Raw genomic sequence first — 24750 nt, 5'->3', positions numbered from 1 at the left:
TGACGGATCTCCCACCGCGGCCACGGCCGCCCGTGACGATACTGAAATGCCTTCTTCCCTCCAGCCCCACCGCCAGACCCGCCAGACCATCGTGCGCCTGCTTTCCAGCATGGCCAGCGCGAAGGAGATCAGCCAGTACCTCAAGCGCTTTTCGCAGGTGGATGCCAAGCGCTTCGCCGTGGTCAAGGTCGGCGGCGCCGTGCTGCGCGATGACCTCGACGCGCTGACCTCTTCGCTGTCGTTCCTGCAGGAAGTCGGGCTCACCCCGATCGTGCTGCACGGTGCCGGCCCGCAGCTGGACGCGGAACTGTCGGCGGCCGGCATCGTCAAGCAGACCGTCAACGGCCTGCGCGTGACCTCGCCCGAAGGCCTGGCCATCGTGCGCCGCGTGTTCCAGGCGTCGAACCTGCAGCTGGTGGAAGCACTGCAGCAGAACGGTGCACGTGCCACCTCGATCACCGGTGGCGTGTTCGAAGCCGAATACCTGGACCAGGACACCTACGGCCTGGTCGGCGAAGTGAAGAAGGTCAACCTGGCCCCGATCGAAGCCAGCCTGCGCGCCGGTTCCATTCCGGTGATCACCAGCCTGGGCGAAACCCGCTGCGGCCAGATCCTCAACGTCAATGCCGATTTCGCCGCCAACGAACTGGTGCAGGAACTGCAGCCGTACAAGATCATCTTCCTCACCGGCACCGGCGGCCTGCTCGATGAAGAGGGCAGGGTGATCGACTCGATCAACCTGTCCACCGAATACGACCAGCTGATGCAGCAGTCGTGGATCCACGGCGGCATGCGGGTCAAGATCGAACAGATCAAGGACCTGCTGGACCGGCTGCCGCTGGAGTCGTCGGTGTCGATCACCCGGCCGGCCGACCTGGCCAAGGAACTGTTCACCCACAAGGGCTCGGGCACGCTGGTGCGCAAGGGCGAGAAGGTGCTGCGCGCCACCGCCTGGAGCGAACTGGACCTGCCGCGCCTGAAGGGCCTGATCGAATCCAGCTTCGGCCGCACCCTGGTGCCCGATTATTTCGACAAGACCCGCCTGCTGCGCGCCTATGTCAGCGAGAACTACCGCGCTGCGGTGATCCTCACCGACGAAGCCGAAGGCGTGTACCTGGACAAGTTCGCCGTGCTCGATGACGCGCAGGGCGAAGGCCTCGGCCGTGCGGTATGGAACGTGATGCTGGAGGAAACCCCGCAGCTGTTCTGGCGCTCGCGCCACGGCAACCCGATCAATCATTTCTACTACGCCGAATCCGATGGCTGCTACAAGCAGGACCACTGGAAGGTGTTCTGGTTCGGTGCCGACGGCTTCGACCGCATCCGCACCTACGTGGATCATTGCGCCAAGCGCACCCCGAGCCTGGAGGGCTGACCCCGATGAATCATGCCGACTGGACCAAGGTCCCTACGCTGGACGGCCGGCATGCACGGCTGGAACCGCTGCAGATGGCGCATATCGACGGCCTGCGCGGTGCGCTGGGCGACGGTTCGCTTTCCGCGCTGTGGTACGCGCACGTGCCCAGCGCCAAGACCATGACCGCCTACGTGCAGGCCGCCCTGCAGGACCAGGCCGCCGGCAAGGTGCTGCCGTTCGCCGTGCTCGACGCCGACGGCAACGTGGTGGGCAGCACCCGCTACTACGCGCTGGAAGAAGAGGTCCCGCGCCTGAGCATCGGCTACACCTGGTACGGCCCGCATGCGCAGCGCACCGGGGTGAACACCGAAGCCAAGCTGATGCTGCTCACCCATGCCTTCGAGCGGTTGAAGTGCATCAGCGTGGCCTTTGAAACCAGCTCGCACAACGCCGCCTCGCGCGCGGCCATCGCCCGCCTGGGGGCCACCCAGGAAGGCGTGCTGCGCAACCACAAGCGCCACCCCGATGGCAGCCCGCGCGACACGGTTGTCTTCTCCATCATCGATTCGGAATGGCAGGACGTGAAGCGCACCCTGCAGGACCGCCTGGACGCACACGCATGAGTACTTCCAACAGAACGTTCACCATCGGTATCGTCGGCGCCCGCGGCCATACCGGCGCCGAGCTGGTCAAGCTGATCGCCGCGCACCCGCAGCTGGCCCTGGGCTTCGTGTCCTCGCGCGAGCTGGCCGGGCAGCGCGTGGCCGATACCTATCCCGAGGTTGCCGGCGAGCTGGCGTTCGAAAACCTCGATGCCGACGCCGTGGCCGCCAAAGGCGTGGATGCGGTGATCCTGGCGCTGCCCAACAACCTGTCGGCCCCGTTCGTGGCCGCGCTGGATGCCGCGCGCCCGGATACGGTGATCGTGGATCTGTCTGCCGACCACCGTTTCGAAGGCAGCTGGTATTACGGCCTGCCCGAACTGACCCGGGGCGATTACACCGGCCAGAAGCACATCAGCAACCCGGGCTGCTACGCCACCGCCATGCAGCTGGCGATCAGCCCGCTGCTGGACCAGCTGGCCGGGCCGCCGCAGTGCTTCGGCGTGTCCGGTTACTCCGGCGCCGGCACCAGCCCGTCGGACAAGAACAACCCCGAACTGCTGCGCGACAACCTGATGCCGTACGCGCTCACCAACCACGTGCACGAGCGCGAAGTCACCGCGCACCTGCGCGTGCCGGTGGAGTTCATGCCGCACGTGGCCCCGCATTTCCGTGGCATTACCATGACCGTGAACCTGTGGCTGCAGCAGCCGGTGACCCGCGATCAGGTCGTGGAGACCTACCGCCGCTTCTACGCCGATGAGCCGCTGGTCGAGATCCTCGACGAAGCACCGTGGGTGAGCCGCATCGCCGGCCGCCATGGCGTGCAGATCGGCGGCTTCGACGTGGCCCCGGGCGGCAAGCGGGTGGTAGTCGTAGCGACCCTGGACAACCTGCTCAAGGGCGCGGCCACCCAGGCCATGCAGAACCTCAACCTGGCCCTGGGCCTGGATGAACTGACCTCGATTCCGCATTGATTGGAGCAAGACATGGCAGACCTTCTCTGGCAGAAGCCCGGCGTAGCGGTGGATGCGAAGATCCAGACCTTCCTCGCCGGCGATGACGTCATCCTCGACCGCGAGTTCTTCCTGTACGACGTGCAGGCCAGCAAGGCGCACGCGCAGGGCTTGGAAAACATCGGCATCCTTACCGCGACCGAGCGCAGCGACCTGCAGCGCGAGCTGGACGTGCTGGCCGACGATTTCCGCAGCGGCGCGTTCGTGCTCGATGAGCGCTTCGAGGATTGCCACTCGGCGATCGAAGCGCGCCTGACCGAACGCCTGGGCGATGCCGGCCGCAAGATCCACACCGGCCGCAGCCGCAACGACCAGATCCTGGTCGCCACCCGGCTGTGGCTGAAGGACAAGCTGCTGCAGGTGTCCGCGCTGAGCCGCGAAGTGGCCAAGGTCGCCCTGGACCGCGCCGAAGCAGAGAAAGACCTGCCGGTGCCGGGCTACACCCACATCCAGCGCGCCGTGGTGTCCTCGGCGGGCATGTGGTGGGCCGGCTGGGCCGAAGCCTTCATCGACAACGCGGTGCGCGCGCACGACACCTTCGCGCTGGTCGATGCCAATCCGCTGGGCACGGCGGCCGGTTACGGCGTGAACCTGCCGCTGGACCGCGCCCACACCACCCAGGCGCTGGGCTTTGCGCGCATGCAGATCTCGCCGATCTACGCGCAGCTGTCGCGCGGCAAGTTCGAACTGGCCGCACTGGAAGCGCTCGGCGGTGCCACCCTGGACCTGCGCCGCCTGGCGTGGGACCTGTCGCTGTTCACCAGCGGTGAGTACGGCTTCGTCGCGCTGCCGGCGCAGTACACCACCGGCAGCTCGATCATGCCCAACAAGCGCAACCCGGACGTGATCGAGCTGATGCGCGCCACCCACGCCAGCGTGGCTGCGGCGCGTACCGAGATCGAGCAGCTGCTGTCGCTGCCGTCCGGTTACCACCGCGACCTGCAGGGCAGCAAGGGCGCCATCTTCCACGGCTTCGGTCGTGGCCTGGCCGCGCTGGAACTGCTGCCGGCGCTGCTGGCCAACCTGGAGTGGCGCGAAGACAAGCTGCGCGTTGCCATCGATTCGGGCATGTACGCCACCGACGTGGCCGTGGAAGCGGCCGTGGCCGGCGTCCCCTTCCGCGAGGCCTACAAGGCGGCGGCTGCGTCTTCGGACACCGCCGGGCAGGGGCGTACGCCCGAAGGCAGCCTGGCCGCGCGCGTGTCGCCTGGCGCGGCCGCGGACCTGCGGCTCGACGAACTGCGCGCCCGCTGGGCGGCACTGGCGTAACGCAGAACGGCGGCCACTGGCCGCCGTTCCTGTATTGGCATGAATCCACGGAGTTCCGCATGAAGATCTGCTACCTCGTACTGGTTACCCGCACGCCCGAGTTCCGCGATGAAGCGGGTGCCGAACACGCACGTTTTCTCGATGAGGTGCGTGCCCGCGACCAGCTGCTCATTACCGGGGGCTTCACCGACAAGACCGGCGGCGCCTACGTGCTGCACAACGTGGCCGACCGCGCCGCCGCGCAGGCCATCGTCGATGCCGATCCCCTGATGACGCTCGGCAGCGCCACCGCCACCGTCCACGAATGGTCCACCCGCTGAGGCAGCCCCCGCGATGACCCCCACGCCCGTGCAGTCCCCGTTCCCCGAACAGCTGCTCCCCGGCTGGAAGCGTGCCGTGCTCAAGGTCGGCAGCAGCCTGTTGGCCGCCGATGGGGGCGGGCTGTCGCCACGGCATGCACTGGGCCTGGCGCAGTTCGTCTCGGCGCACGTGCTGGCGGGGCGCGAAGTGGTGATCGTGTCCTCCGGCGCGGTGGCTGCGGGCCGGGCGATCGTGCCGCGCGCGATCGAGGCCGGCGCAGCGATGGCCGCGCGCCAGGCACTGGCCGCGCTCGGCCAGGCGCAGCTGATCGGGCTGTGGCAGCGCTTCTTCGAGCGCCCGGTGGCGCAGGTGCTGCTCACCCACGACGACCTGCGCAACCGCCGCCGCTACCTCAACGCCCGCGCCACGCTCAACGAGCTGCTGCGGCTGGGCGCGCTGCCGGTGGTGAACGAGAACGACACCGTGTCGGTGGACGAGCTCAAGCTGGGCGACAACGACAACCTGGCCGCCACCGTGGCCGCGTTGATCGACGCCGACATCCTGTTCATCGCCACCGACATCGACGGCCTGTACAGCGCCGACCCGCGCCGCGATCCGCAGGCGCGGCCGATCCACGACGTGCCGGAGCTGACCCTGGAGGTGCTGGCCATGGCCGGCGGTGCGGGCAGCGGTGCGGGCACCGGTGGCATGCACACCAAGCTGGAAGCGGCGGCCAAGGCCGGCCGCGTCGGCATCGATACCTGCCTGTTCAATGGTCGCGATGGCGATGTGGTGCGCGCGCTGGCGCAGGGCCGGTTGTTCGGCACCCGCATCCATGCCGGGCAGACCCGTGAAGCCGCGCGCAAGTATTGGCTGCGGCATGCGCCGCTGGAGGCCGGTGCCATCATCGTGGATCAAGGTGCCGCTGCAGCATTGCGCGACAAGGGCGCTTCGTTGCTGCCGGGCGGGGTGACCGCTGCCGAAGGCGATTTCCGCCGCGGCGACATGGTGCAGGTGCGGCTGCGTACCGACAGCGGTGAAGTGATCTTGGCGCGTGGGGTCAGCCAGTATTCGGCCAGCGACATCCGCCGTGTGGCCGGGCGGCATTCGCGCGACATTGAAAGCGTGTTGGGCTACAACTACGGTGGCAATGTGATCCACCGGGATGACCTGGTGCTGGTCTAAACGGGCGTCGGCCCCAAAGATTTTTTGAAACGCGCCAAAACACCCTTCGTGATGAGAGATCCCATGGACATCCGTGATCAAGCCCTCCAATGCCGCGCCGCCGCGCAGGTGCTGGCGCAGCTTTCGTCCGAGGCCAAGGCGGCGCTGCTGGATGCCATGGCAGACGCGCTGGACAGCGACGCGGCCGCGATCCTGGCCGCCAACGCGCTGGATCTCGCCGCCGCCGAAGCCAAAGGCACCGGCAGCGCGATGCTCGACCGCCTCGCCCTCAATCCTGCGCGCCTGTCCGGCATCAGCGCTGCCCTCCGCGAAGTGGCCGCGCTGCCCGATCCGGTCGGCAGCATCACCCGCGACGACGTCCGTCCCAACGGCATCCGCGTGCAGAAGGTGCGCGTGCCGCTCGGCGTGATCGCGATGATCTACGAAGCGCGACCGAACGTCACCGCCGACGCCGCAGCGCTGTGCATCAAGGCCGGCAACGGCGTGATCCTGCGCGGCGGCTCCGAAGCCATCCATTCCAACACCGCCATCGCCGCCTCGCTCAAGCGCGCCCTGCGCGCGGCCGGCGTGCCCGATGCGGCGCTGACCCTGGTCGAAGACCTGCGTCGCGAGACCATGCTCACCCTGCTGCAGCTCAACGACCTGATCGACCTGGCCATCCCGCGCGGCGGGGAAGGGCTCATCCGCTTCGTTGCCGAACATGCGCGCGTGCCGGTGATCAAGCACTACAAGGGCGTGTGCCACCTGTACGTGGACCGTGCCGCCGACCCGGCCAAGGCGATGGCGCTGCTGGTGGATGGCAAATGCAGCCGCCCTTCGGCCTGCAACTCACTCGAAACCCTGCTGGTCCACGCCGAGGTCGCCGCGACGTTCCTGCCGAAGGCTGAAGCCGCCTTGCGCGAACGTGGGGTGGAGGTGCGCGCGGACGCGCGTGCCCGGCAGTGGCTGCCGCAGGCCACGCCGGCCACGGAGGACGATTTCGCGGCCGAATACCTCGACCTGATCATCGCCGTGCGCGTCGTTGATGACCTCGAACAGGCGTTGTCCCACATCCAGCAGTACAGCTCCGACCACACCGAAGTCATCGCCACTGAAGACCCGGCCGCCGCCCAGCGTTTCATCAGCGCGCTGCGCGCCGCCGTGGTGATGGTCAACGCCTCGTCCCGCTTCTCCGATGGCGGCGAACTCGGCCTGGGCGCGGAGATCGGCATCTCCACCACCCGTCTGCACGCCTACGGCCCGATGGGCTTGGAAGCGCTCACCGTGGAACGCTTCGTGGTCCAGGGCAGCGGCCAGACCCGCGCGCCATGACCGGCGCGCGGGTGCGTCAGGTAACGATGGTGGGTCGTTACAACGCCTTGTAGGCAATCCGCCGGTTCGCCGCGCGCCCTGCCTCGGTGGTGTTGTCGCCCACCGGGCGGTTGGCGCCGAACCCGCGTGCCAGCAACCGGTCCGCGGGTACGCCACGGGCAGCCAAGGCTGCTGCTACGGCCTTCGCACGCTGCTCGCTGAGCGTCTGGTTGGTCTCGGCGTTGCCCACGTTGTCGGTGTGTCCTTCCACTTCAACGCGCGCCCCTGGCGGCGCCGCCTGGATTGCTTTTGCTGCACCGTCCAGGATCGACGCACTGCTGCGGGTAATCACCGCCGACCCGGTTTCGAAGGTGATCGTGGTCTGGTTCAACGCCTGGGTCAGGTCGTCACTGCTGAAGCCTGGCGGTAGCGCACCCAGTGCCGCAGCGCCTTTGTCGAACAGGCCCTCCACCTCCAGATTGCCCAGCTCCTTCTGGAACAGCTGGCTGACCGCCGTGCGTTCGGCCTCGGGCAGCCTGGACGTATCCAGTTTGAGCGAGTCACCATTCAACGCGAACTGCAGCCCGTTCTGTTTCAGGCTGGGGATCAGCTCGGCCAACCGGCCCAGCCAGCTGGCCTGCTTGACGTTGGTATCCACCTGGATGTTGGAGCTGACATTGGTCTGTCCATAGGCGCCCGCAAAGGCCCCCAGCAGCTTTGCCTTGTCGGCCACCGACCCCAATGTGCCGTTCAACGTCACCTTGCCGTCGGTGTTCTGGAAGGACAGGGTGGGGTGGGTGGACACGGCCGCGACGTTGGCGGCCGGCGCGGTAACCGCTGGCGCCTTGGCCACGTGGCGCGAGTGCCAGCCGCACCACGCAAGCGCGAGCAATGCCAGCAAGGGCAACAGCCAGCGCCAGAGGCGGAAGGGAGTCCGCTTCTTCCCCTTCGTGCCCAGCAGACCCGTGAATGCAGCGGGAAGCGCGGTCGGCATCACCCCGCCGGCGGTCACCGCCCGGACGATCGGCGGCAGTGCGGTTGCCAGCAGCGCGGGGGCCACGGCGGGCGTTACCCCGGCCTTGCTGGCGATGTCCTCGATGCTCTGCCCGCCCAGCGCGCTGCGGATCTGCCCGGCATCGACAGCGCGCATGTTGGGTTGGCCTGAGAACCAGGACTTGAAGACATCGCCAAGTCCGGCGGCGGAGAACCTGTCGGCCAGGCCGGCGAGTCCGCCGGGCTGTTTGAAGATGTACTCGATGACGACGCCGATGAATTTCTGCGCGTTCGGTCCAAGGCCGGTGGCCCGGGCCACTTCAGTGACCAAAGTCTCGATAGACGACATGATGTATCCCCTCACAATGAAGTGCGGGATGTCTCCGAGGCGGAGCGTACGCCTGGGCTGGGTCGGGGATGTGAAGGGTTCTACACATCCGGGGCAGCCACGCAGGGCGTGGCGCTACCCGTCATCTCATCTGGATGTTCTGGTTGGTCAGGCCGATCGGCCTGGCGTGGTCATCCATGTGCAGGGTCACCGCTTTGCCGTTGGCCAGCTGCGCGGCCAACGCCGGGCTGGCGCCCAGGTTGTGCGCGATCTCTTCCAGCGACACATCCGCGCGCGCATTGCGCCGGTCCTTGCCGGCGAAACGCATGCGGTTGTATTCCGCCCAGGCGATCAGCAGCACCGAACAGCACACCAGCATCACCGGCAGCGCGATGACGATGAACGGGTCCACGCTCTGCTTGTACTCGTACAGCTGCAGCCACGCCAGCTGCCCACCGAGCAGCCAGGAAAGGGCGGTGATCAGCGGCGCCCAGAGGTAGAAATAGAACCCCCAGAACGCGATGGTGACAAACCCCCACGCGGTGCGCTGCAGCCGTGGCTGCTGGCGTGTCTTGCGGATCAGGCGGGAGTCGTAGCGGCGGGTCGGCTTGGAAGCGTTCATCGTATACCCCGGTCAGGACTGACCCAGATCGCGCGCTTGCCGCGACGCTTCAACAGCGTCTTGGGCAGTGCCACCAGGGTCGTGAACAGACTGATGAGCCAGTACGCCATCGGGTACCAGATCACCCAGAAGTAATTACGTCCAATATGGGTTTCGTAACGGCGGTCGATGATCAGGCTGCTGGCGAACTGCAGCAGGCACACCAGCGCCAGGATCACGCCGTGCCATTGCGGCAGCAGCGTGGCGATGTACAGGTCCTGCGGCAGCGGGATGAACTTGCCCAGCGCCCACAGCACGATGATCGCCAGCATCGTGTACGCCCACAGCACGCTGAACATGTATTCCAGCAGCACCCCCCACATGCGCCGCTTGCGCCAGTCGAACAGCGAACGGCCATGCCGCAGCAGCACCTCCACGCCGCCCTGGGCCCAGCGCAGGCGCTGCCGCCACAGCCCCTTGAGCGTTTCCGGCATCAGGATGAAGCACAGCGCGTTCGGCTCGTAGCGGATGTCCCAGTGGTCGATCTGCAGCCGCCAGCTGATGTCGATGTCCTCGGTGATCATGTCATCGGCCCAGTAGCCGATGCGGTGCAGCGCGGTGCGGCGGAACCCGGCGATCACCCCGGAAATGGTGAAGATGCGCCCGTAAACGCGCTGCGCGCGCTTGATCATGCCGATGATCGAGGAGAACTCGGCCACCTGCAGCCGCCCCAGCAGGGTGGAGCGGTTGCGGATGCGCGGGTTGCCGGTGACGGCGCCGACGCGCGGGCCCGAGGTGAGGTGCCAGACCATCCAGTGGGTGGCGTGTTCTTCCAGCATCGCATCGCCATCAATGCACACCAGGTATTCCGAACGCGCCGCCAGCGCGCCCATGCGCAGTGCATTGGCCTTGCCCAGGTTGCGGTCCAGGTGCACCACGCGCAGGCGCGGGTGTTCGGCGGCCATCGCATCCAGGCGGGCCCCGGTATCGTCGCGGCTGCCATCGTTGATGGCGATCACCTCGAAATCCGGGTACTTCTGCGCCAGCGCCGCGCCCAGCGTATCGGCCAGGTTGTCGGCCTCGTTGTGGCAGGGGATCAGGATCGACGCGAACGGGTAGCTGTCCATCGGCGGCGGATCGTCGCGCAGCCGCGCCTTCCGCTCGCGGCGGAAGAAGTAATACAACCCCCCGGACATCCAGAAGAACGCCATCACCATCGGGTAGAAGAAGGCGAACTGGAACAGCAGGTAGAGGAGCGGATGCATGGCGGCCTCACTTTTCCTCGTACGGGAAGGTGCGTGCCGACATGGCCGCGCGCGCATCGTAGGTGGACGGCTTCCCGGCAATGAAGTCGTCCGGGTACCAGGCGAAATGACGCACGCCCTGCGCCTGCAGGCGCCGGATCTGGGCGCGCAGCACCGTGCCGGAAATCGGCTTCTGCGTGCGCCAGTCCACCGTCTGCAGCTCGAACATCGTCTGTGACAGCTGCGGGTCGTGCTCACGCACGGCCTGCACCAGCCGGTCCAGCCATTTCTGCGGGTCGCGGCTGCCTTCCATCCACGGCATCGCCATCAGCGCGGTGTGGTCGTAGGCCTTGTTGAACAGGTCCAGGCGCTGGGCGAACCAGCTCGCGCTCTGCGGCTGCAGCACCGGCTGCGCGTACAGGTTGCGCACCGTGGCCAGCTTCGGCCGCCAGCGCTGCGCGGCGTTGCGCAGTTCCAGGGTGAAGTCGATCAGCGCCTGGGTGCGCGCGCCGTCGTCGCCTTCCTGCGGCAGGTTGGCCAGTTCGGTGTCGCGCAGGTAGGCATCGTCGTGGAACAGCAGGCCCTCGAAATACGAGTTGATCGCCAGGTCTTCGTAGATGTCGTCGATGATGTGACGCACCTTCGGGTTGGTGAAATCGAGCCGGAAGATGCCATCGCTTTCCGGGCTCTCGATCGCCAGCGCCTTGCGGATCGCCGGGTCCTTCAGCTCATAGCCCAGCACCGGCAGCCACGCGTACACCTTCACCCCGGCGCGGGTCTTGAGCTGCCAGGCCACGCGGTTGAACAGGTCCGCACGCATCGGCAGGTGCCGGTTGGGGAAGTACAGCGCATCGGCCGAACCGTTGCCGTCCGGGTCGGCGAAGGCCTGCAGGAACACGTGGGTGGGGCCGATCTTCTTGACCCGTTCGAGCAGCGCATCCAGGTTCTTCGCCTGCTGCGCCGGGTTGGCGTCGTACACCGCGTCCAGGTCGATCTGCAGGGCGCGCATGCCGTCGCGTTCGACGTCGCGGCGCAGCTCATAGGCCAGCTGGGTCACCGGCGGGTTGCCGGTCACCAGCAGGCGGGCCAGGCCGTGCAGGTCGCGCGTGACCGGCGTGCTGCGGCCTTCCAGGTCGAACGACACCGGCATGCCCAGTTCTTCGGCGATGCGGTTGCTCATCGCGTTGTAGGCTGCATACGGCCACACGATCGCCTTCGGGCTCACGCCTACGTTGTCCTGGATGCGCTTCACGCTCAGGCCCAGGTCGGCACGCAGCCGTGCCTGGTACTCGGCTTCGGTTTCGTAGCGCTGCGTGGCCGGGTCGTAGGTGCGGGTAATCACCGCCGGGGTCGAATTGCCCTGCGGGTTGGACTGCACGCCGTGGTGCAGGTTGTCGGTGTGGCTGGCCAGTTCAACCAGACCGCTGCGCTGCATCTCGCGCAGCTGTTCCCAGGTGAGGAAGTCGTCGCGGGTGAACGGGCGGTAGCCGTAATCGATCTGGCGACCGGCGGGCATGTCCACGTAATCGGTGATCACCGCCACCAGCGCCGGGTAGTTGTAGGCGCGCAGCAGCGGGAACACCTTGCTGTACACGCTGCGCAGGCCGTCATCGAAGGTCAGCAGCACCGGCTTCGGGGGCAGCGGCGCGCCGCCCTGCGAGGCGGTGATCAGCTGCGACAGCGACACCGGGTGGTAGCCGTGCGCCGAGAGCCAGTCCAGGTGCGCGGCGAAGTTCTGCGTGCTCACCGAGTACGCGTCCGGGTCGCCCTTGGTGGCCACGTCGTCGCGGATGTCGTGGTAGCTGAGCACCAGCAGCCCGTTGTCGGCCGAATCCAGCACCGGCGGGGCGGCGTGCGCACTGCCGCACACGGCCAGCACGGCCAGCAGCAGCCAGGAGGTAAAGCGCTTCAAGTCCATGTGTCGCATCTCATTGTCCCCAGCGCAGGCCGGCATCAAGGCCGATGTGTCGTTCACGGTTGCCGTCGTAGACCGGCCGCGACCAGCTGATCCCGTATTCGAAGATCCGGCCATCGGCCAGCTGCCACTCGTGGCGATACTCGGCCGACGGCACCAGCGCACTGCCAAAACCCTGCTGCCAGTAGTTGCCCAGCGACACCGTCAGGCGGTGGCGGAAATGCCGCTCGTAGTGGCGCCACAACTGCTGGTCCACGCGCAGGCCGATTTCCGCCGAACGGTCTTCGGACGGGTTGAAGTAGGGCACGTCGTCGCGGCTGCCGCGGCTGGCGTACAGGCTGCCCAGGCCATCCAGCAACAGGGTGGGGCGGGTCAGCAGGCGCTGTTCGATGCTGGTGCTGAGCGTGTCGCGGCGGTTGCCGTCGTCGTAGCGGAACTGGCTGGCGCCTGCGCTCCAGTGGGTGAGCTCGTTGCGGCGGTAATCCACCGCCAGTGCCACGCTGTCGGCGGTGATGCCGGAAATGCGCGCCTGCAGCGAGGCATCGGCGGCGTTGCGTGCCGCCGTCACGCCGGCGTGCCAGGTATCGCTGAACTGCCAGCCGAACCCGGCGCTCAGGCCGGTATCGCCGATGTGGTCATTGGCGCGGTTGACGAACAGTTCGGCGTCGGCGCGGCCGAAGCGGTAGCGCGTGCCCAGCCCGAACCACAGCGGGCGGATGGTCTGGTCCTGGAAATCCACGCTGCGGCGGTCGGCGAAGGTCACCACGCGCCAGCGGTCGTCGATCACCGGCGACTGCAGTTCCACGCCGTAACGCGCATCGTCGTTGCCCAGCGGCGAGGTGCCACCGCCGCCTTCGCTGCGGCCGCCTTCGGCGTACGCATGCAGCTGCCAACCGCGGTGGGCCTTCCAGCTGCGGTCCATGCGCTGCACCGAGGACTGGTTCGGGTAGCGTTCCAGCAGGGAATCGTGGATCGGCCGCGCCAGGTCATCGCGCTGCAGCTGCACGTAGGCGTCGTACTGGCCCAGGCGCGCGGAGACGTCGCGCGGGTCCAGCGTATTGGCCATGCTGTAGCGCTCCAGCGCCCGCCGTGGCCAGCCGCGCATCATGTAGACGTTGCCCAGCGACGACTGGGTGCCGCCGTTGGCCGGAGCCAGTTCCACCATCTTTTCCAGATCGTGCTGGGCAGTAGGCAGGTCACCGCTGTAGGCGCGGATCATCGACAGGTTGAGATCGGCCTCATAGCGCGGCCAGTTGGCGTAGGGCGCGCGAGCACCCTTGGCCCAGCGCCACGCCGGCTCCTGCGCCTGCCACTGGGTGAGCACGTTGATCGCGGTATCGGCGCGCTCGCTTTCCAGGTGCGCATAGGCAAGTTCCGAATGCACTTCGGAGCGGCCCGGATCGGCCTTGAGCGCCGCTTCCAGGACCGGGATGGCTTCGTCGGGGTGCTGGCTGGCCATCAGCGAATCGCCTACGGCCGCCATCAGGTAATTCGGCACCTCATGGCCTTCGGCGAGCAGGGCGCGGTATTCGTCGCGCAGCTGCTCATGGCGGCCCAGCCGGTTGAGCAGGATCAGCCGGTCATAGCGGATGCGCAGCGGTGCGGTCTGCACGGTGAGGCCGTCGCGCTGCAGGTAGCGCTCCATCTGCGCGAGCGCGTCTTCGGCTTCGTCCAGGCGGGTGTCTTCGCTGGCGCCATAAGCCAGGCTCCAGCCGACCCGCTTGGCCAGGTAGTTGGCTTCGAAGCGCTGCTTCTGCGCCTCGTCGAACAGGTCGGGGCGCGCCTGGTACAGCTGCCACGCACGGTGCGCATTGCCGATGTCGGACAGGGTGAGCACCTGCAGGCGATACAGCAGGTCATCGTTGGGCGCATCCGCTCGGGCGCGCTGGATCGCGCCCAGCGCGTCAAGCCAGCGCGCCTGGTCACGGTAGGTGCTGATTTCCGCCAGGTGATCTTCCCGCGAGGTGGCCGCCGAAGCAGGCAGAGCGGTCAGACAGAGTGTGGCGCATACCAAACCGACGCAGAGCGCCAGCGGCCGATGCTTGTACATGGAACCCCCGGGAGCATCCCTTCAAAAGAACCTGTTTGTGCGTGAAATGTGACGCACATCACATGCCAATCGTGCCCGAAACGGCGTTTGTTGACAAATTGTTAAGACGCAAGATGGCCTCCGCAGCTGTGGAAACAGACGCGATCAATACTTCAACTGATTGATTTTAAAGACCATCCGGCCGCCGCCACGGCGTTGTTCCGGGGGTCTGGACACCCTGAAACCGTTCATCGGCCCCGGCAGCGGGATGCGCACCGGGACAGACCCAACTTCCCGTTTCGCAGTGCGGGTCAGTTGCTGACACGCTACGTCACAACATGCGCACGGTATGTGACGTGGGTGGCAAACCCGTGGTCACTGCGAACGGATGCTTCTGGATTACCACACGTCTTCCAATTTCTGCGGCTTGCACGCCACCCACGACGCGGACAGCAACACCACCGCGCACACCAGCAGGAACCCGAACGGCAGGTACCAGGCGCCGCTGACGGCATGCAGCCAGCCGAACAGGAACGGGCCCAGGCAGCTGAAGGCATAGCCCACGCCCTGCATGAAGCCCGACAGCGCCGCCGAACCGGCCGGCGTGCGGGTGCGCAGGTTGATCAGGGTCAGCGCCAGCGGGAAGGTCGAGGGGCCGATGCCCAGCAGCACCGCCCACAGCCACGGCGCCTTCATCGGCGCGAACAACAGCCCGGCGAACGCGATCAGGAACGCGCTGAACCCGACAATCACCAGCGGGAAGGGATTGCGCAACCGCACCGCCAGCGCCGGCATGGTCAGCGACGGCACCAGGCCCAGGGCGGCAAAGATGGCCACCATGATTCCGCCGAATGCCGGCGTCGCCCCGGCTTCCACCACGATGCGCGGCAGCCAGGTGAACATCGAATAGGTCATCAGCGAGGTCATGCCGAACATCAGCGCCATGCCCCAGGCCAGCGGCGTGCGCCAGACCTTGCCGTGTGGCTGCGCGGCCGGGTCGGCGGCGGTATCCAGCGGGTCCGGGTGCGGGCGGCGGCGGGCCAGCGCGATCCAGGGCAGGGCAGCGGCCACCGCGAAGATGGACCAGATGCCCAGCGACACCCGCCAGCCGGCCTGTTCGGCCAGTGGTACCGCCATCAGCGCCGGCACCATCGTGCCCAGCTGCAGCACCGTTATATAAAGCGTGCTCACCGTGCCCACGCGGTTGGCGAAGTAGCGCTTCACCAGCGGCGGTACCACGACGTTGCCGATGCCCATGCCGGCCAGCGCCACCACCGAGCCGAACAGCAGGCTGCCCACGCCGCCGGCCATCGAGCGCAGCAGCAGGCCCACCGCCGCCAGCACCATCGCCAACAGGGCGGTGCGCTCCAGCCCGATCCGGCGGGCCACCATCGGAGTGGTCACCCCGAACAGCGCAAACGAGGCGGTGGGCAGCATGCCCAGCACGCCGGTCATGGTGGTGCCGAACCCGAAGGTCTGGCCCAGCTGGTCCAGCAGCGGGGTGATCGAGGTCACTGCCGTACGCAGGTTCAGGGCGGCCAGCAGGATGGCGGAAAACGCCAGCACGCGTCCGCGCAGCAGGGACGTGGAATGGGGGTCGGCAGGGGTCATGGCAGGAATCTCTTGCAGGTGGCGCGGCACGTGGGGGTGCAGCGGAGTGCGGGCGCTCGGCGCAGGCCGTGAAGGACAAACGCTGCCGCATTGTACGCGCGGTAGCGCCACGCACTGCGTGGCTGCTTGCGGACGACAGATACAAAAAAGCCCGGAGGACATATGTCTTCCAGGCTTCAATGTGACCACTTGTATGGTCGGGGAGACAGGATTCGAACCTGCGACCTCTACGTCCCGAACGTAGCGCTCTACCAGACTGAGCTACACCCCGTAAGGAGCCGCCTATTGTATCGATCCCGCCCTTCGGCGGCAAGGGGGACCGTTTGTTCACCTTCGGATGCCGTGTTGCCACGACCTTGACAAAAAAGCCTGGAAAACCGTGTTTCCAGGCTTCAATGCGACCACCGGAGTGGTCGGGGAGACAGGATTCGAACCTGCGACCTCTACGTCCCGAACGTAGCGCTCTACCAGACTGAGCTACACCCCGAAGGAGCCGACAAGGATACGGTGTGAAGGGATTATCGGCAACCTTTTTTTACCGCGAAGAGCAGCCGACTGACAGTCGGCTCTACCGGGCGTCGCGGTCGGTGGTGCCGACCTCGCGTGCTTCGAACCACATGCCGTTGAGGATGGCGGCGGCCGAGGCCAAGCCGGTGCCGAGGATCCAGGCGAAATACCACATGGCAAAACCTCCAATGTCACTTCGGTAGGTGCCGACCGTGGGTCGGCACGGTGGGCAATATCAATACGCGTTCGGGTTGTCGGCCATGTCTTCGGCCGTGGTCTTGCCCTTCATCACCCGGTAGACCCAGCTGGTATAGGCAATGATGATCGGCAGGAAAATCACCGTGGCCACCAGCATGATGAACAGCGTGAGCTGGCTGGACGAGGCATCCCACACCGTCAGGCTGCCGCTGGGCTGGCTGGACGAAGGCAGCAGGAACGGGAAGATCGCAAAGCCCACGGTGAGGATGATGCCGGCAATCGACGCGCCCGAAGCCAGGAATGCGGCCATGCCGCGGCGGGCCCGCAGCAGCACCGCGCTGGCCAGCGCACCGGCCAGGCCCAGCAGCGGGAACACCAGGGTCAGCGGCATGCTGCTGTAGTTGCGCAGCCAGCCACCGGCCGCCGTGCCCACCGCAGCGGTCTTCAACAGCGGGTTGGTCGGGCCGTCGGTGACCACCTGCGAGGTGATCTCGTAGCCCGGCAGGCCGAAGGCCACCCAGGCACCGCCCGCAGCGAACAGCACGAAGCTGAGCAGCGCGGCAATGCTGCCGTAACGCGCCGAACGCTCGGCCACCGGGCCGTCGGTCTTCAGCACCAGCATGGCCGCACCGTGCGACACCATCATCGCCACGCCCACCAGCCCGGCCAGCAGCGCGAACGGGGTGAGCAGGCCGAAGAACGAACCGGTGTAGAAGATGCGCATGCTGTCATCGAAGTGGTACGGCACGCCCAGCAGCACGTTGCCCACCGCCACGCTGGCAATCAGCGCCGGCAGCAGCCCACCCACGAACAGCACCCAGTCCCACGTGTCGCGCCAGCGCTTGCTCGGCATCTTGCTGCGGTACTTGAAACCCACCGGGCGCAGGATCAGGCCGAACAGCATGGCGAAGATCGCAAGATAGAAGCCGGAGAAGCTCACCGCATACAGTGGCGGCCACGCGGCGAAGATCGCACCGCCACCGAGCACCAGCCATACCTGGTTGCCTTCCCATACCGGGCCCACCGTATTGATCACCGTGCGCCGTTCTTCATCGGTCTTGGCCACGAACGGGAGCAGGGTGCCCACGCCCAGGTCGAAGCCGTCCATCACCGCCCAGCCCACCAGCAGGATGCCCAGCAGCAGCCACCAGATCACGCGCAGCATGGTGTAATCAAGTCCAAGAATGTCCATCTGGAATCTCCTGCCTTATGCCTGGCCGGGGGCCGGCGTGGCGGCATGGTGGGGAAGCGGCGTGCGTGAAGGCTGCAGCGACGGAAGAATGTCGGCCGGCCCGGTGCGGATCGTCTTGAGCATCAGCTTCACCTCGATGATCAGCAGCACCGTATAGGTCAGCGTGAACACCGCCAGCGTGGTCAGGATTTCATGCAGGGCCAGCCCGGACGCGGCGTAGAAGGTCGGCAGCACGCCGTCCACCGCCCACGGCTGGCGGCCGTATTCGGCCACGAACCAGCCACACTCGATCGCAATCCACGGCGCCGGAATCGACCACACCGCCAACCGCAGGAACCAGCGCTTCTCGTGGAAGGTGTTGCGGCAGGAGAAGTAGAAGGCCACCGCGAAGAACGCGATCAGGTAGAAGCCCAGCCCGGCCATGATGCGGAAGGTCCAGAACAGCGGTGCCACGCGCGGCACGGTGTCCATCGCCGCCTTGGAGATTTCCTCCGGCGTGGCGTTGAGGATGTCATCGCGGTAACGCTTGAGCAGCAGGCCATGGCCCAAGTCCTGCCAGTGGCGGTCGAACATCTCGCGCGCTTCGACGTCATTCTTGTCCTTGCGCACGCGCTCCAGCGCACCGTACGCCAGCTGGCCGCCCTTGATGCGGTGCTCGGCACGTTCCACCAGTTCCAGGATGCCCGGAATGGGCTGGTTGAACGAACGCGTGGCGATCAGGCCCATCAGGTACGGGATCTTGATGGCGAAATCGTTCTGCTGGGTCGTCTGGTTGGGAATGCCGAAGGCAGTGAAATCGGCCGGGGCACGCTCGGTTTCCCACATCGCCTCGATCGCGGCCAGCTTCATCTTCTGGTGTTCGCTGGCGGCATAACCGCTTTCGTCACCCAGCACCACCACCGACAGCGACGACAGCAGGCCGAACGCCGCGGCCACCGCGAACGAACGGCGCGCCATGTCCTTGTGCTTGTCGCGCAGCAGGTAGAACGCGCTGATGCCCATCACGAAGATCGCGCCGGTCACGTAGCCTGCGCTGACCGTATGCACGAACTTGGCCTGGGCCACCGGGTTGAACAGCACCGCGGCAAAATCCACCACTTCCATACGCATCGTGTCCGGGTTGAACACCGCGCCGGTGGGGTTCTGCATCCAGCCGTTGGCGATCAGGATCCACACCGCCGACAGGTTGGTGCCCAGCGCCATGAACCAGGTCACCGCCAGGTGCTTGACCGGGGTCAGCCGCTTCCAGCCGAAGAAGAACAGGCCCACCAGCGTGGCTTCCAGGAAGAACGCCATCAGCCCTTCAATGGCCAGCGGCGCACCGAAGATATCGCCCACGTAGTGGCTGTAGTACGACCAGTTCATGCCGAACTGGAACTCCATCACCAGGCCGGTGGCCACGCCGATGGCGAAGTTGATGCCGAACAGCGTGCCCCAGAACAGGGTCATCTGGCGCCAGACCTGCTTGCGGGTCATGACGTACACGCTTTCCATGATGGCCACCAGGAACGAGAGGCCAAGCGTGAGGGGAACAAAGAGGAAGTGGTACATCGCGGTCAAAGCGAACTGCAGCCGCGACAGTTCTACGACTGTCGAATCGATCATGGCCTGGCTACCTCGTGGGGTTTTGCCGTTTCAGGTGGCGGGAAGGGGGGTCTACGGAGTGAATTCTGTGACCAGCAACTTCTATTAGCCTTGATTCAGATCAATGTACGAACGGGCAGGGAGGGGGATCGTAGGCATCCGACCTGCGACCGCGCGCCGCACCGGGAGGGTAGGCCGGCGCCCCTTACAATGGTCGGTACCTCCCTGTGGCCGCCAGTGATCCGCTTTGAGCATACCCCCCGACGCGTCCGCCATCGAGACCACCGCCCTGCGCCGGCAGCGCCTGCACTGGCTGAATGGGCTGGCTGCCAGCGCCCGCAGCCGCCAGCGCCTGGCCGCGCTATGCATATGTATGTCGGGCGCACTGCTGATCGGGCAGGCCGCGGCCATCGCCTGGCTGATCCAGGCGGTTCTGGTCGAGCACCGGCCCGTGGCCGCTGCCACCCCGGTGCTGCTGGGCCTGCTGGCAGTACTGGCGGTGCGGGCCCTGCTGGGCAGCGCCACCCAGGCCGCCGCCGGCGATGTGGCCGATGCGGCCCGCCTGACCCTGCGCGAGCGGGTGTACTGGCGCCTGTTGGGGCTCGGCCCGCTGTGGCTGCGCCAGCAACGTACCGGCGAGCTCGGCGAACTGATGCTGGCCCATGCCGACGCGGTGGAGAGTTACTACGCCGGCTACCAGCCGGTGCGGATCGAAGTGGTGGTCGTGCCGCTGCTGATCCTTCTGGCCGTGGCCTGGGTGGATTGGGTGGTAGCGCTGATCCTGCTGTTCACGGCGCCGCTGGTGCCGTTCTTCATGATGCTGGTCGGCTGGGGCGCGGAAGCCGCCGGCCGTGCCCAGCTCGGTGAGCTGGCGCGGATGAGCGGCCACTTCGCCGACCGCATCAAGGGTCTGGGCCTGCTGCGCCTGTACGGCCGTGGCAAGGCCGAGCTGGAAGGCGTGGCCGCCGCCGCCGAAGGCGTGCGCGAGCGCACCCTGAAAGTGCTGCGCATCGCGTTCCTGTCCTCCACCGTGCTGGAGTTCTTCGCCTCGGTCAGCGTAGCAATGGTCGCGCTGTACCTGGGCCTGAGTTATCTCGGCCTGATGTCCCTGCATGCCGCCGTGCCCACCCTGGGCGCCGGCATGTTCTGCCTTCTGCTGGCCCCGGAATTCTACGCACCGCTGCGGCGGCTGGCCGCGCATTACCACGACCGCGCCAACGCACTGGCCGCCGCTGCGGAAGTGGAGCGCCTGCTGGGCGAGCTGCCGGCCGCTGCGGCCGTCGAAGACGCGACGCCAGCGGCGCGCGCGCCGGAACTGCTGGAGCAGCATGCGCCGCCAGTGGTGGTGCGCAACCTGGTGCTGCGCCCGGTGGGCGCCTCGCACGATGTGGTGCAGCAGCTGTCCTTCCAGATCGAGGCGGGCCAGCGCCTGGCCCTGGTGGGCCCCAGCGGCAGCGGCAAGAGCACGCTGCTGGAAGCGCTGGCCGGCTGGTTGCCGCCACGCGAGGGCAGCATTGTGCTGCGCCCAGGGCTGGAAGTGGGTTACGCCGGGCAGCGCCCGTACCTGTTCCACGGCAGCATCGCCGACAACCTGCGCCTGGCCGACCCGGGCGTGAGCGACGCACGCCTGCACGCAGTAGCCGAAGCGGCGCAGGTGATGCGCTTCGCGGCGAACCTGCCCGATGGCCTGGACACGGTGATTGGCGAACGTGGCTTCGGCCTGTCCGGCGGCGAAGCACGGCGGATCGGCCTGGCGCGACTGCTGCTGCGTGACCCGCAGCTGTTGCTGCTGGATGAGCCCACGGCCTTCCTCGATCCGGATACCGAAGCTGCGCTGCTGCAGACCCTGGCCGCGTTCGCCCGCGACCGCGCCGTGGTCATCGCCACCCACAGCGACACCGCCATGCGCTGGGCCGACACGCGGCTGGTGCTCACCGCCAATGGCCGCGCGCAGACCACGGAGGAGCCGGCATGAGCCTGCACCGCGACGATTCGCTGAAGCAGGTGTTCACCCGCCATCGCGGCCGCCTGCTGCTCACCGTGCTGCTGCTGTGGACCACGATGCTGGCCGGCACCGCGCTGCTCGGTCTGTCCGGTGGCTTCCTTACCGCCGCCGCCCTGGCCGGTGCAGCCGGGCTGGGCAGCGGTTTCAATTTCTTCTCGCCCTCGGCCGGCATCCGCGGCCTGACCATGGCGCGCATCGTCTCGCGCTATTTCGAAAAACTGGTCGGGCACGATGTCACCCTGCGCATCGCCCGCGACCTGCGTGTGTGGTTCTTCCGCCGCGCACTGCCGCTGGCACCGGCGCGGCTGGCCGGCATCCGCACCGGCGAGTTGCTGGCGCGGCTGATGTCGGACATCGGCGAAGTGGACGGCCTGCTGGTGCGTGCCATCGGCCCACTGCTGGCCTTGGGCGGCGTCTCGCTGGTGGCCGTGTTCTCCGCCGGCCTGATCTACCCGCCGGCCGCATTGTTGCTGGCTGTGCTGGCGCTGGCCATCGGCGTGGGCGTGCCGTGGCTCACCGTGCGCGGTGCCGGGGGGCAGGAGCGCGACCGCGCGCTGCACCGTGCACAGCTGCGCACGCAGGCGTTCGAAGGACTGGAAGGCGCGGCCGACCTCACCGCACTGCACGCGCGCGAAGACTGGAACCTGCGCGTGCTGGTCGCGGCCAAGCAGCTGCGCTCACGCGACCGCCGGCGCCGCTGGCGGCTGGTGGGCGGCAACGCGCTGCACGGGCTGTCCGCCTCGGTCGGGCTGGTCGGCATGCTGTGGGTGGCGCTGCGCGGGTTCGAGCGCGGCGCAATCGATGCGGCCCTTGCGGCCGCGCTGGTATTCCTCACAGTGGCCCTGATCGAACTGTGGGCTGGCATCGGCCTGGCCTGGCAGTCGTGGCTGTCCGGGCGCGTGGCAGCGGCACGTCTGGAAAGCATCGTGGACCAGCCGCCGGGCGTGCAGGATGCAGCGGCACCGGTAGTACTGTCGTCGCAGGCGTCCAGGCTGCAGCTGGAACAGGTGGCGTTCCGTTGGCCGGGGCAGGCGAGGGCGCTGCTGGAGGGCGTGCAGCTCACCGTGGCGCCGGGTGATCGCATTGCCATCCGCGGTGACAGCGGTAGTGGCAAGACCACCTTGTCCGCGCTGCTGCTGCGGCTATGGGACCCCGACGAAGGTCGCGTGCTGTACGGCGGGCAGGACATCCGCAATGTCGCGCAGGACGCGTGGCACAAAAAGATTGCGTGGTTGCCGCAGAGCGCGCCGGTATTTGCCGGCAGCATCGCCGACAACCTGCGGCTGGGCGATGCGCAGGCCACTGATGAGCGGCTGTGGCAGGTACTGGCTGATGTGCGGCTGCAGACCTGGGCTGCGCAGATCGGCGGGCTCAATGCTTGGGTGGGCGAGAACGGCGCAACGATGTCGGCCGGCCAGGCGCGCCGGTTGGCGCTGGCGCGCGCCTTGCTGCGTGGCTCACCCATTCTGCTGCTGGATGAGCCCACTGAAGGCTTGGATGTGGATACCGCGCATGCCCTGCTTCATGACATGGTGGCGGCGTTGGGCGGGCGCAGCCTGGTGATGATCACCCACGACGAACTCCCCGAGGGCATCGTGCATCGGAGCTACCACCTGCGCGAAGGCAGGCTGTCGTAACGCCAGCGCCGGGATGGTCGGCAATTGATGCATGGACGCCAAACCCAACCGCCTTTGCTCCAAACGTCATGCCCCATCGCGCGGTGACCCGCCATCGGCGGTCGATAGGAATGCGACCCTACCGCACCCGTCCGGCCGACGAATTGGTAGGGTCGGTCGCAAGACGACCGCCGATAACAACGATCGGCCCATTAACGCATGGACACCAGATCAACCGCGCACTCCATGCCAGATGTGACATCCCATTCCGGCGCCAACCTCCCCACGACGCCACCCATCGCTCAACGCGCAACGTGATGCGGTTCCATCCGGAACGCGACGCGCCGCAAGCAAATGGCGGCGATCAGGCGAATCACGGCGTCACGGTAGACAGACTCACTCGAAACACGCCGAACTCAAGAAAGAAACAATTGGCGGTAAGCTCCCCTCCAACGCATGGTGTGTGCTCGGAGCCTGAGAAACTCCACTGTAACCAGTTGAAGATTGATGTCATGCGTCGGGTGGGTGGCGAAATACAACACCCTCGTGGAAATACGTCGCGCCGAAGGTTACAGCGGTTCTCAGCCTCCCGACTCCCTCGCCATCCGGCGAGGGAGATCCTATTGGAGGTCCACCATGCACAGTTCCCGGCCTGACACCCCGTCTTCCGAACTCCCCAGGCGCAAGCTTCACGTGAGCCAGCCCGCCCGCGTCCGCGTCGAGGCCCTGTACCACCCCGGCGGCAACGACGAGTACGATGACATCCCCATCCCCTGCGTAAAACTGCGTGGCCTCTGGATGCGCAGGGCAGGGTTGGACGTAGGCGCCCGCCTGAAGCTGGAACTTATTCCCGGCGGAATACAGCTCACTGTAGAGCCCGAACCTGACCCGGCCATTCCCAAAGTCCGCCAGATGGGCCGCCTGCAGAAAGCCCGCCTCGAGAGACAAGGCCAGCAACCCAACCCGTAGTACCGGGCCCTGCTTTGCAAAGATCTGTCCACCAATCCGACGTACGCACCACACCGTCGCCCACCCCAGCTAAGCTGGGGTGGTCACCAGGACCGGGCCACCCCGTGCGCAACTTCGCATGACCGCGTACGTGATGCCGAATTCGACTCGGCCAAGCTGAACTACTATGAACAACGCTCGCAGCAGCTGCTGGGCAGGCTGCCCCCCTCCCTCGAGAGCGCGCTTGAGGACCCGGCAATTCAGCACGCTGATGGCTACAAAGGCGGCTCCGGGATGAGCTGGATCCAGCGCTCGGCGATGGGAGAGACGATGGCGAAATAGTTCTAAGCTGGGAACCCGTCGTGCCGGCGTGGGTGTTGGCCGCGGCCGGGCGTGGTCGACTCGCCTGCCAGCTGTGCAATTGCTGGCTTGCGGTCAGATGTCCGCCGAGAGCTTCCCCTGCCAAGCGTCGAACTGCTCACGAAGCAGTCCAAACACATTAGCGACACTCTTTGCGGGTGCCTGCTGCTCGAACCCCAGGTCGCCGAATTGCGTTAAACGATATGCAGAAATGGCCTGGTATACATCTCGAACCGCCCGTTGATCAGGGTGTGTTGCTATCAACGCGTCTAGAACAGCATCCTGCGCGATTTCCGCTGCTAGCCGTTCCATCAGGTTTTGTTCGAGAACTGCCAGCCTCGATTCGATGTCCATTTGTTCCCCCGGTAGATGGTAGGTTGCCTCGGCGTGTCAATCCTATGGCAGGAACCTCTTTGGACCCAAGTTGTATATGCGATTCGCATGCGCAAGGTCTGGCAGAGTCTCAGCTCGTGCGAACTGCCGGGACTCGTCGTTTGGAGCGTCTTTCGGGCTGGGCAACTGGTCCACGTTCACCCCTCCCCAGGAGTTCTCCACCGTAAGGCCCATTGTAACGATCCGGCAAACGACGGTTCGCGTGAG

Annotated in this window: 20 protein-coding genes and 2 tRNA genes; 10 read left to right on the top strand and 12 right to left on the bottom strand. The window is 66.7% G+C overall.

The window, feature by feature from the left end; translation table 11 throughout:
- The first annotated feature begins 46 nt into the window (after window positions 1-46).
- The 7 genes from V9K91_RS06270 to V9K91_RS06240 all read left to right on the top strand — a co-directional run bounded on the left by V9K91_RS06270 (window position 47) and on the right by V9K91_RS06240 (window position 7040).
- Window positions 47-1375 carry an acetylglutamate kinase gene (locus V9K91_RS06270; RefSeq protein WP_336443294.1) on the top strand — a complete coding sequence of 443 codons (1329 nt, stop codon included), beginning with the start codon at window positions 47-49 and terminating at the stop codon, window positions 1373-1375.
- Window positions 1376-1380: 5 nt separating this feature from the next.
- On the top strand, window positions 1381-1980 hold the full coding sequence (locus tag V9K91_RS06265) for a GNAT family protein (protein WP_210130683.1): 600 nt from the start codon (window positions 1381-1383) through the stop codon (window positions 1978-1980).
- A complete protein-coding gene (argC, locus tag V9K91_RS06260) occupies window positions 1977-2936 on the top strand; it encodes an N-acetyl-gamma-glutamyl-phosphate reductase (protein ID WP_336443295.1) in 960 nt (319 codons plus the stop codon). Before V9K91_RS06265 ends, argC begins: the two co-directional genes overlap by 4 nt.
- Window positions 2937-2948: 12 nt before the next feature.
- A complete protein-coding gene (gene argH, locus V9K91_RS06255) occupies window positions 2949-4244 on the top strand; it encodes an argininosuccinate lyase (protein WP_217536333.1) in 1296 nt (431 codons plus the stop codon).
- Window positions 4245-4303: 59 nt separating this feature from the next.
- Window positions 4304-4564, top strand: coding sequence for a YciI family protein (locus tag V9K91_RS06250; protein WP_068853199.1), 261 nt, complete (start codon window positions 4304-4306; stop codon window positions 4562-4564).
- A 13-nt stretch (window positions 4565-4577) separates the two neighbouring features.
- Window positions 4578-5729 (top strand): glutamate 5-kinase, encoded by a 1152-nt coding sequence (gene proB, locus V9K91_RS06245; RefSeq protein ID WP_217536330.1) that lies wholly within the window; start codon window positions 4578-4580, stop codon window positions 5727-5729.
- Window positions 5730-5792: 63 nt separating this feature from the next.
- Complete coding sequence (locus V9K91_RS06240; protein ID WP_336443296.1) at window positions 5793-7040, top strand: glutamate-5-semialdehyde dehydrogenase; 1248 nt, start codon at window positions 5793-5795, stop codon at window positions 7038-7040.
- A gap of 37 nt (window positions 7041-7077) precedes the next feature.
- On the opposite strand, the gene V9K91_RS06235 is transcribed toward V9K91_RS06240, so the two are convergent.
- The 11 genes from V9K91_RS06235 to V9K91_RS06185 all read right to left on the bottom strand — a co-directional run bounded on the left by V9K91_RS06235 (window position 7078) and on the right by V9K91_RS06185 (window position 19242).
- Window positions 7078-8361: an OmpA family protein gene (locus V9K91_RS06235; RefSeq protein WP_336443297.1), complete on the bottom strand. Its 1284-nt coding sequence runs from the start codon at window positions 8359-8361 to the stop codon at window positions 7078-7080.
- A gap of 121 nt (window positions 8362-8482) precedes the next feature.
- Window positions 8483-8962 (bottom strand): poly-beta-1,6-N-acetyl-D-glucosamine biosynthesis protein PgaD, encoded by a 480-nt coding sequence (gene pgaD, locus V9K91_RS06230; protein ID WP_184126601.1) that lies wholly within the window; start codon window positions 8960-8962, stop codon window positions 8483-8485.
- A complete protein-coding gene (pgaC, locus tag V9K91_RS06225; RefSeq protein WP_093532469.1) occupies window positions 8959-10206 on the bottom strand; it encodes a poly-beta-1,6-N-acetyl-D-glucosamine synthase in 1248 nt (415 codons plus the stop codon). The genes pgaD and pgaC overlap by 4 nt, the downstream gene beginning before the upstream one ends.
- 7 nt (window positions 10207-10213) lie before the next feature.
- Complete coding sequence (pgaB, locus tag V9K91_RS06220; RefSeq protein WP_336443298.1) at window positions 10214-12103, bottom strand: poly-beta-1,6-N-acetyl-D-glucosamine N-deacetylase PgaB; 1890 nt, start codon at window positions 12101-12103, stop codon at window positions 10214-10216.
- Between the two features lie 10 nt (window positions 12104-12113).
- The gene (gene pgaA / locus V9K91_RS06215; protein ID WP_336443299.1) at window positions 12114-14150 is read right to left on the bottom strand and encodes a poly-beta-1,6 N-acetyl-D-glucosamine export porin PgaA; all 2037 of its coding nucleotides are present in this window, start codon (window positions 14148-14150) and stop codon (window positions 12114-12116) included.
- A gap of 378 nt (window positions 14151-14528) precedes the next feature.
- On the bottom strand, window positions 14529-15740 hold the full coding sequence (locus V9K91_RS06210) for an MFS transporter (RefSeq protein WP_184126605.1): 1212 nt from the start codon (window positions 15738-15740) through the stop codon (window positions 14529-14531).
- 194 nt (window positions 15741-15934) lie between these two features.
- Window positions 15935-16011, bottom strand: a tRNA-Pro gene (locus V9K91_RS06205).
- 139 nt (window positions 16012-16150) lie between these two features.
- Window positions 16151-16227 (bottom strand) — tRNA-Pro (locus tag V9K91_RS06200).
- A gap of 81 nt (window positions 16228-16308) precedes the next feature.
- The gene (gene cydX, locus V9K91_RS06195) at window positions 16309-16422 is read right to left on the bottom strand and encodes a cytochrome bd-I oxidase subunit CydX (protein ID WP_306988109.1); all 114 of its coding nucleotides are present in this window, start codon (window positions 16420-16422) and stop codon (window positions 16309-16311) included.
- Window positions 16423-16482: 60 nt separating this feature from the next.
- Window positions 16483-17637, bottom strand: a complete 1155-nt coding sequence (gene cydB / locus V9K91_RS06190) for a cytochrome d ubiquinol oxidase subunit II (protein WP_336443300.1) — start codon at window positions 17635-17637, stop codon at window positions 16483-16485.
- A 15-nt stretch (window positions 17638-17652) separates the two neighbouring features.
- Complete coding sequence (locus V9K91_RS06185; protein ID WP_095362804.1) at window positions 17653-19242, bottom strand: cytochrome ubiquinol oxidase subunit I; 1590 nt, start codon at window positions 19240-19242, stop codon at window positions 17653-17655.
- Window positions 19243-19468: 226 nt separating this feature from the next.
- On the opposite strand from V9K91_RS06185, the gene cydD reads away from it, so the two are divergent.
- From cydD to V9K91_RS06170, 3 genes are all read left to right on the top strand, one after another.
- Window positions 19469-21196: a thiol reductant ABC exporter subunit CydD gene (cydD, locus tag V9K91_RS06180; protein ID WP_336443301.1), complete on the top strand. Its 1728-nt coding sequence runs from the start codon at window positions 19469-19471 to the stop codon at window positions 21194-21196.
- Entirely contained in the window at window positions 21193-22863 is a 1671-nt protein-coding gene (gene cydC / locus V9K91_RS06175) for a thiol reductant ABC exporter subunit CydC (RefSeq protein ID WP_336443302.1), read from the top strand. The genes cydD and cydC overlap by 4 nt, the downstream gene beginning before the upstream one ends.
- A gap of 672 nt (window positions 22864-23535) precedes the next feature.
- Window positions 23536-23811, top strand: coding sequence for a hypothetical protein (locus V9K91_RS06170; protein ID WP_306988117.1), 276 nt, complete (start codon window positions 23536-23538; stop codon window positions 23809-23811).
- Window positions 23812-24225: 414 nt separating this feature from the next.
- Here V9K91_RS06170 and V9K91_RS06165 read toward each other — a convergent pair whose 3' ends face one another.
- A complete protein-coding gene (locus V9K91_RS06165; protein ID WP_068853161.1) occupies window positions 24226-24504 on the bottom strand; it encodes a hypothetical protein in 279 nt (92 codons plus the stop codon).
- Window positions 24505-24750: the final 246 nt, after the last annotated feature.

Source organism: Stenotrophomonas sp. CCNWLW57 (genome assembly GCF_037203925.1).
Lineage (GTDB): Bacteria > Pseudomonadota > Gammaproteobacteria > Xanthomonadales > Xanthomonadaceae > Stenotrophomonas > Stenotrophomonas rhizophila_A.
This window is presented reverse-complemented; position numbering and strand designations above follow the sequence as displayed.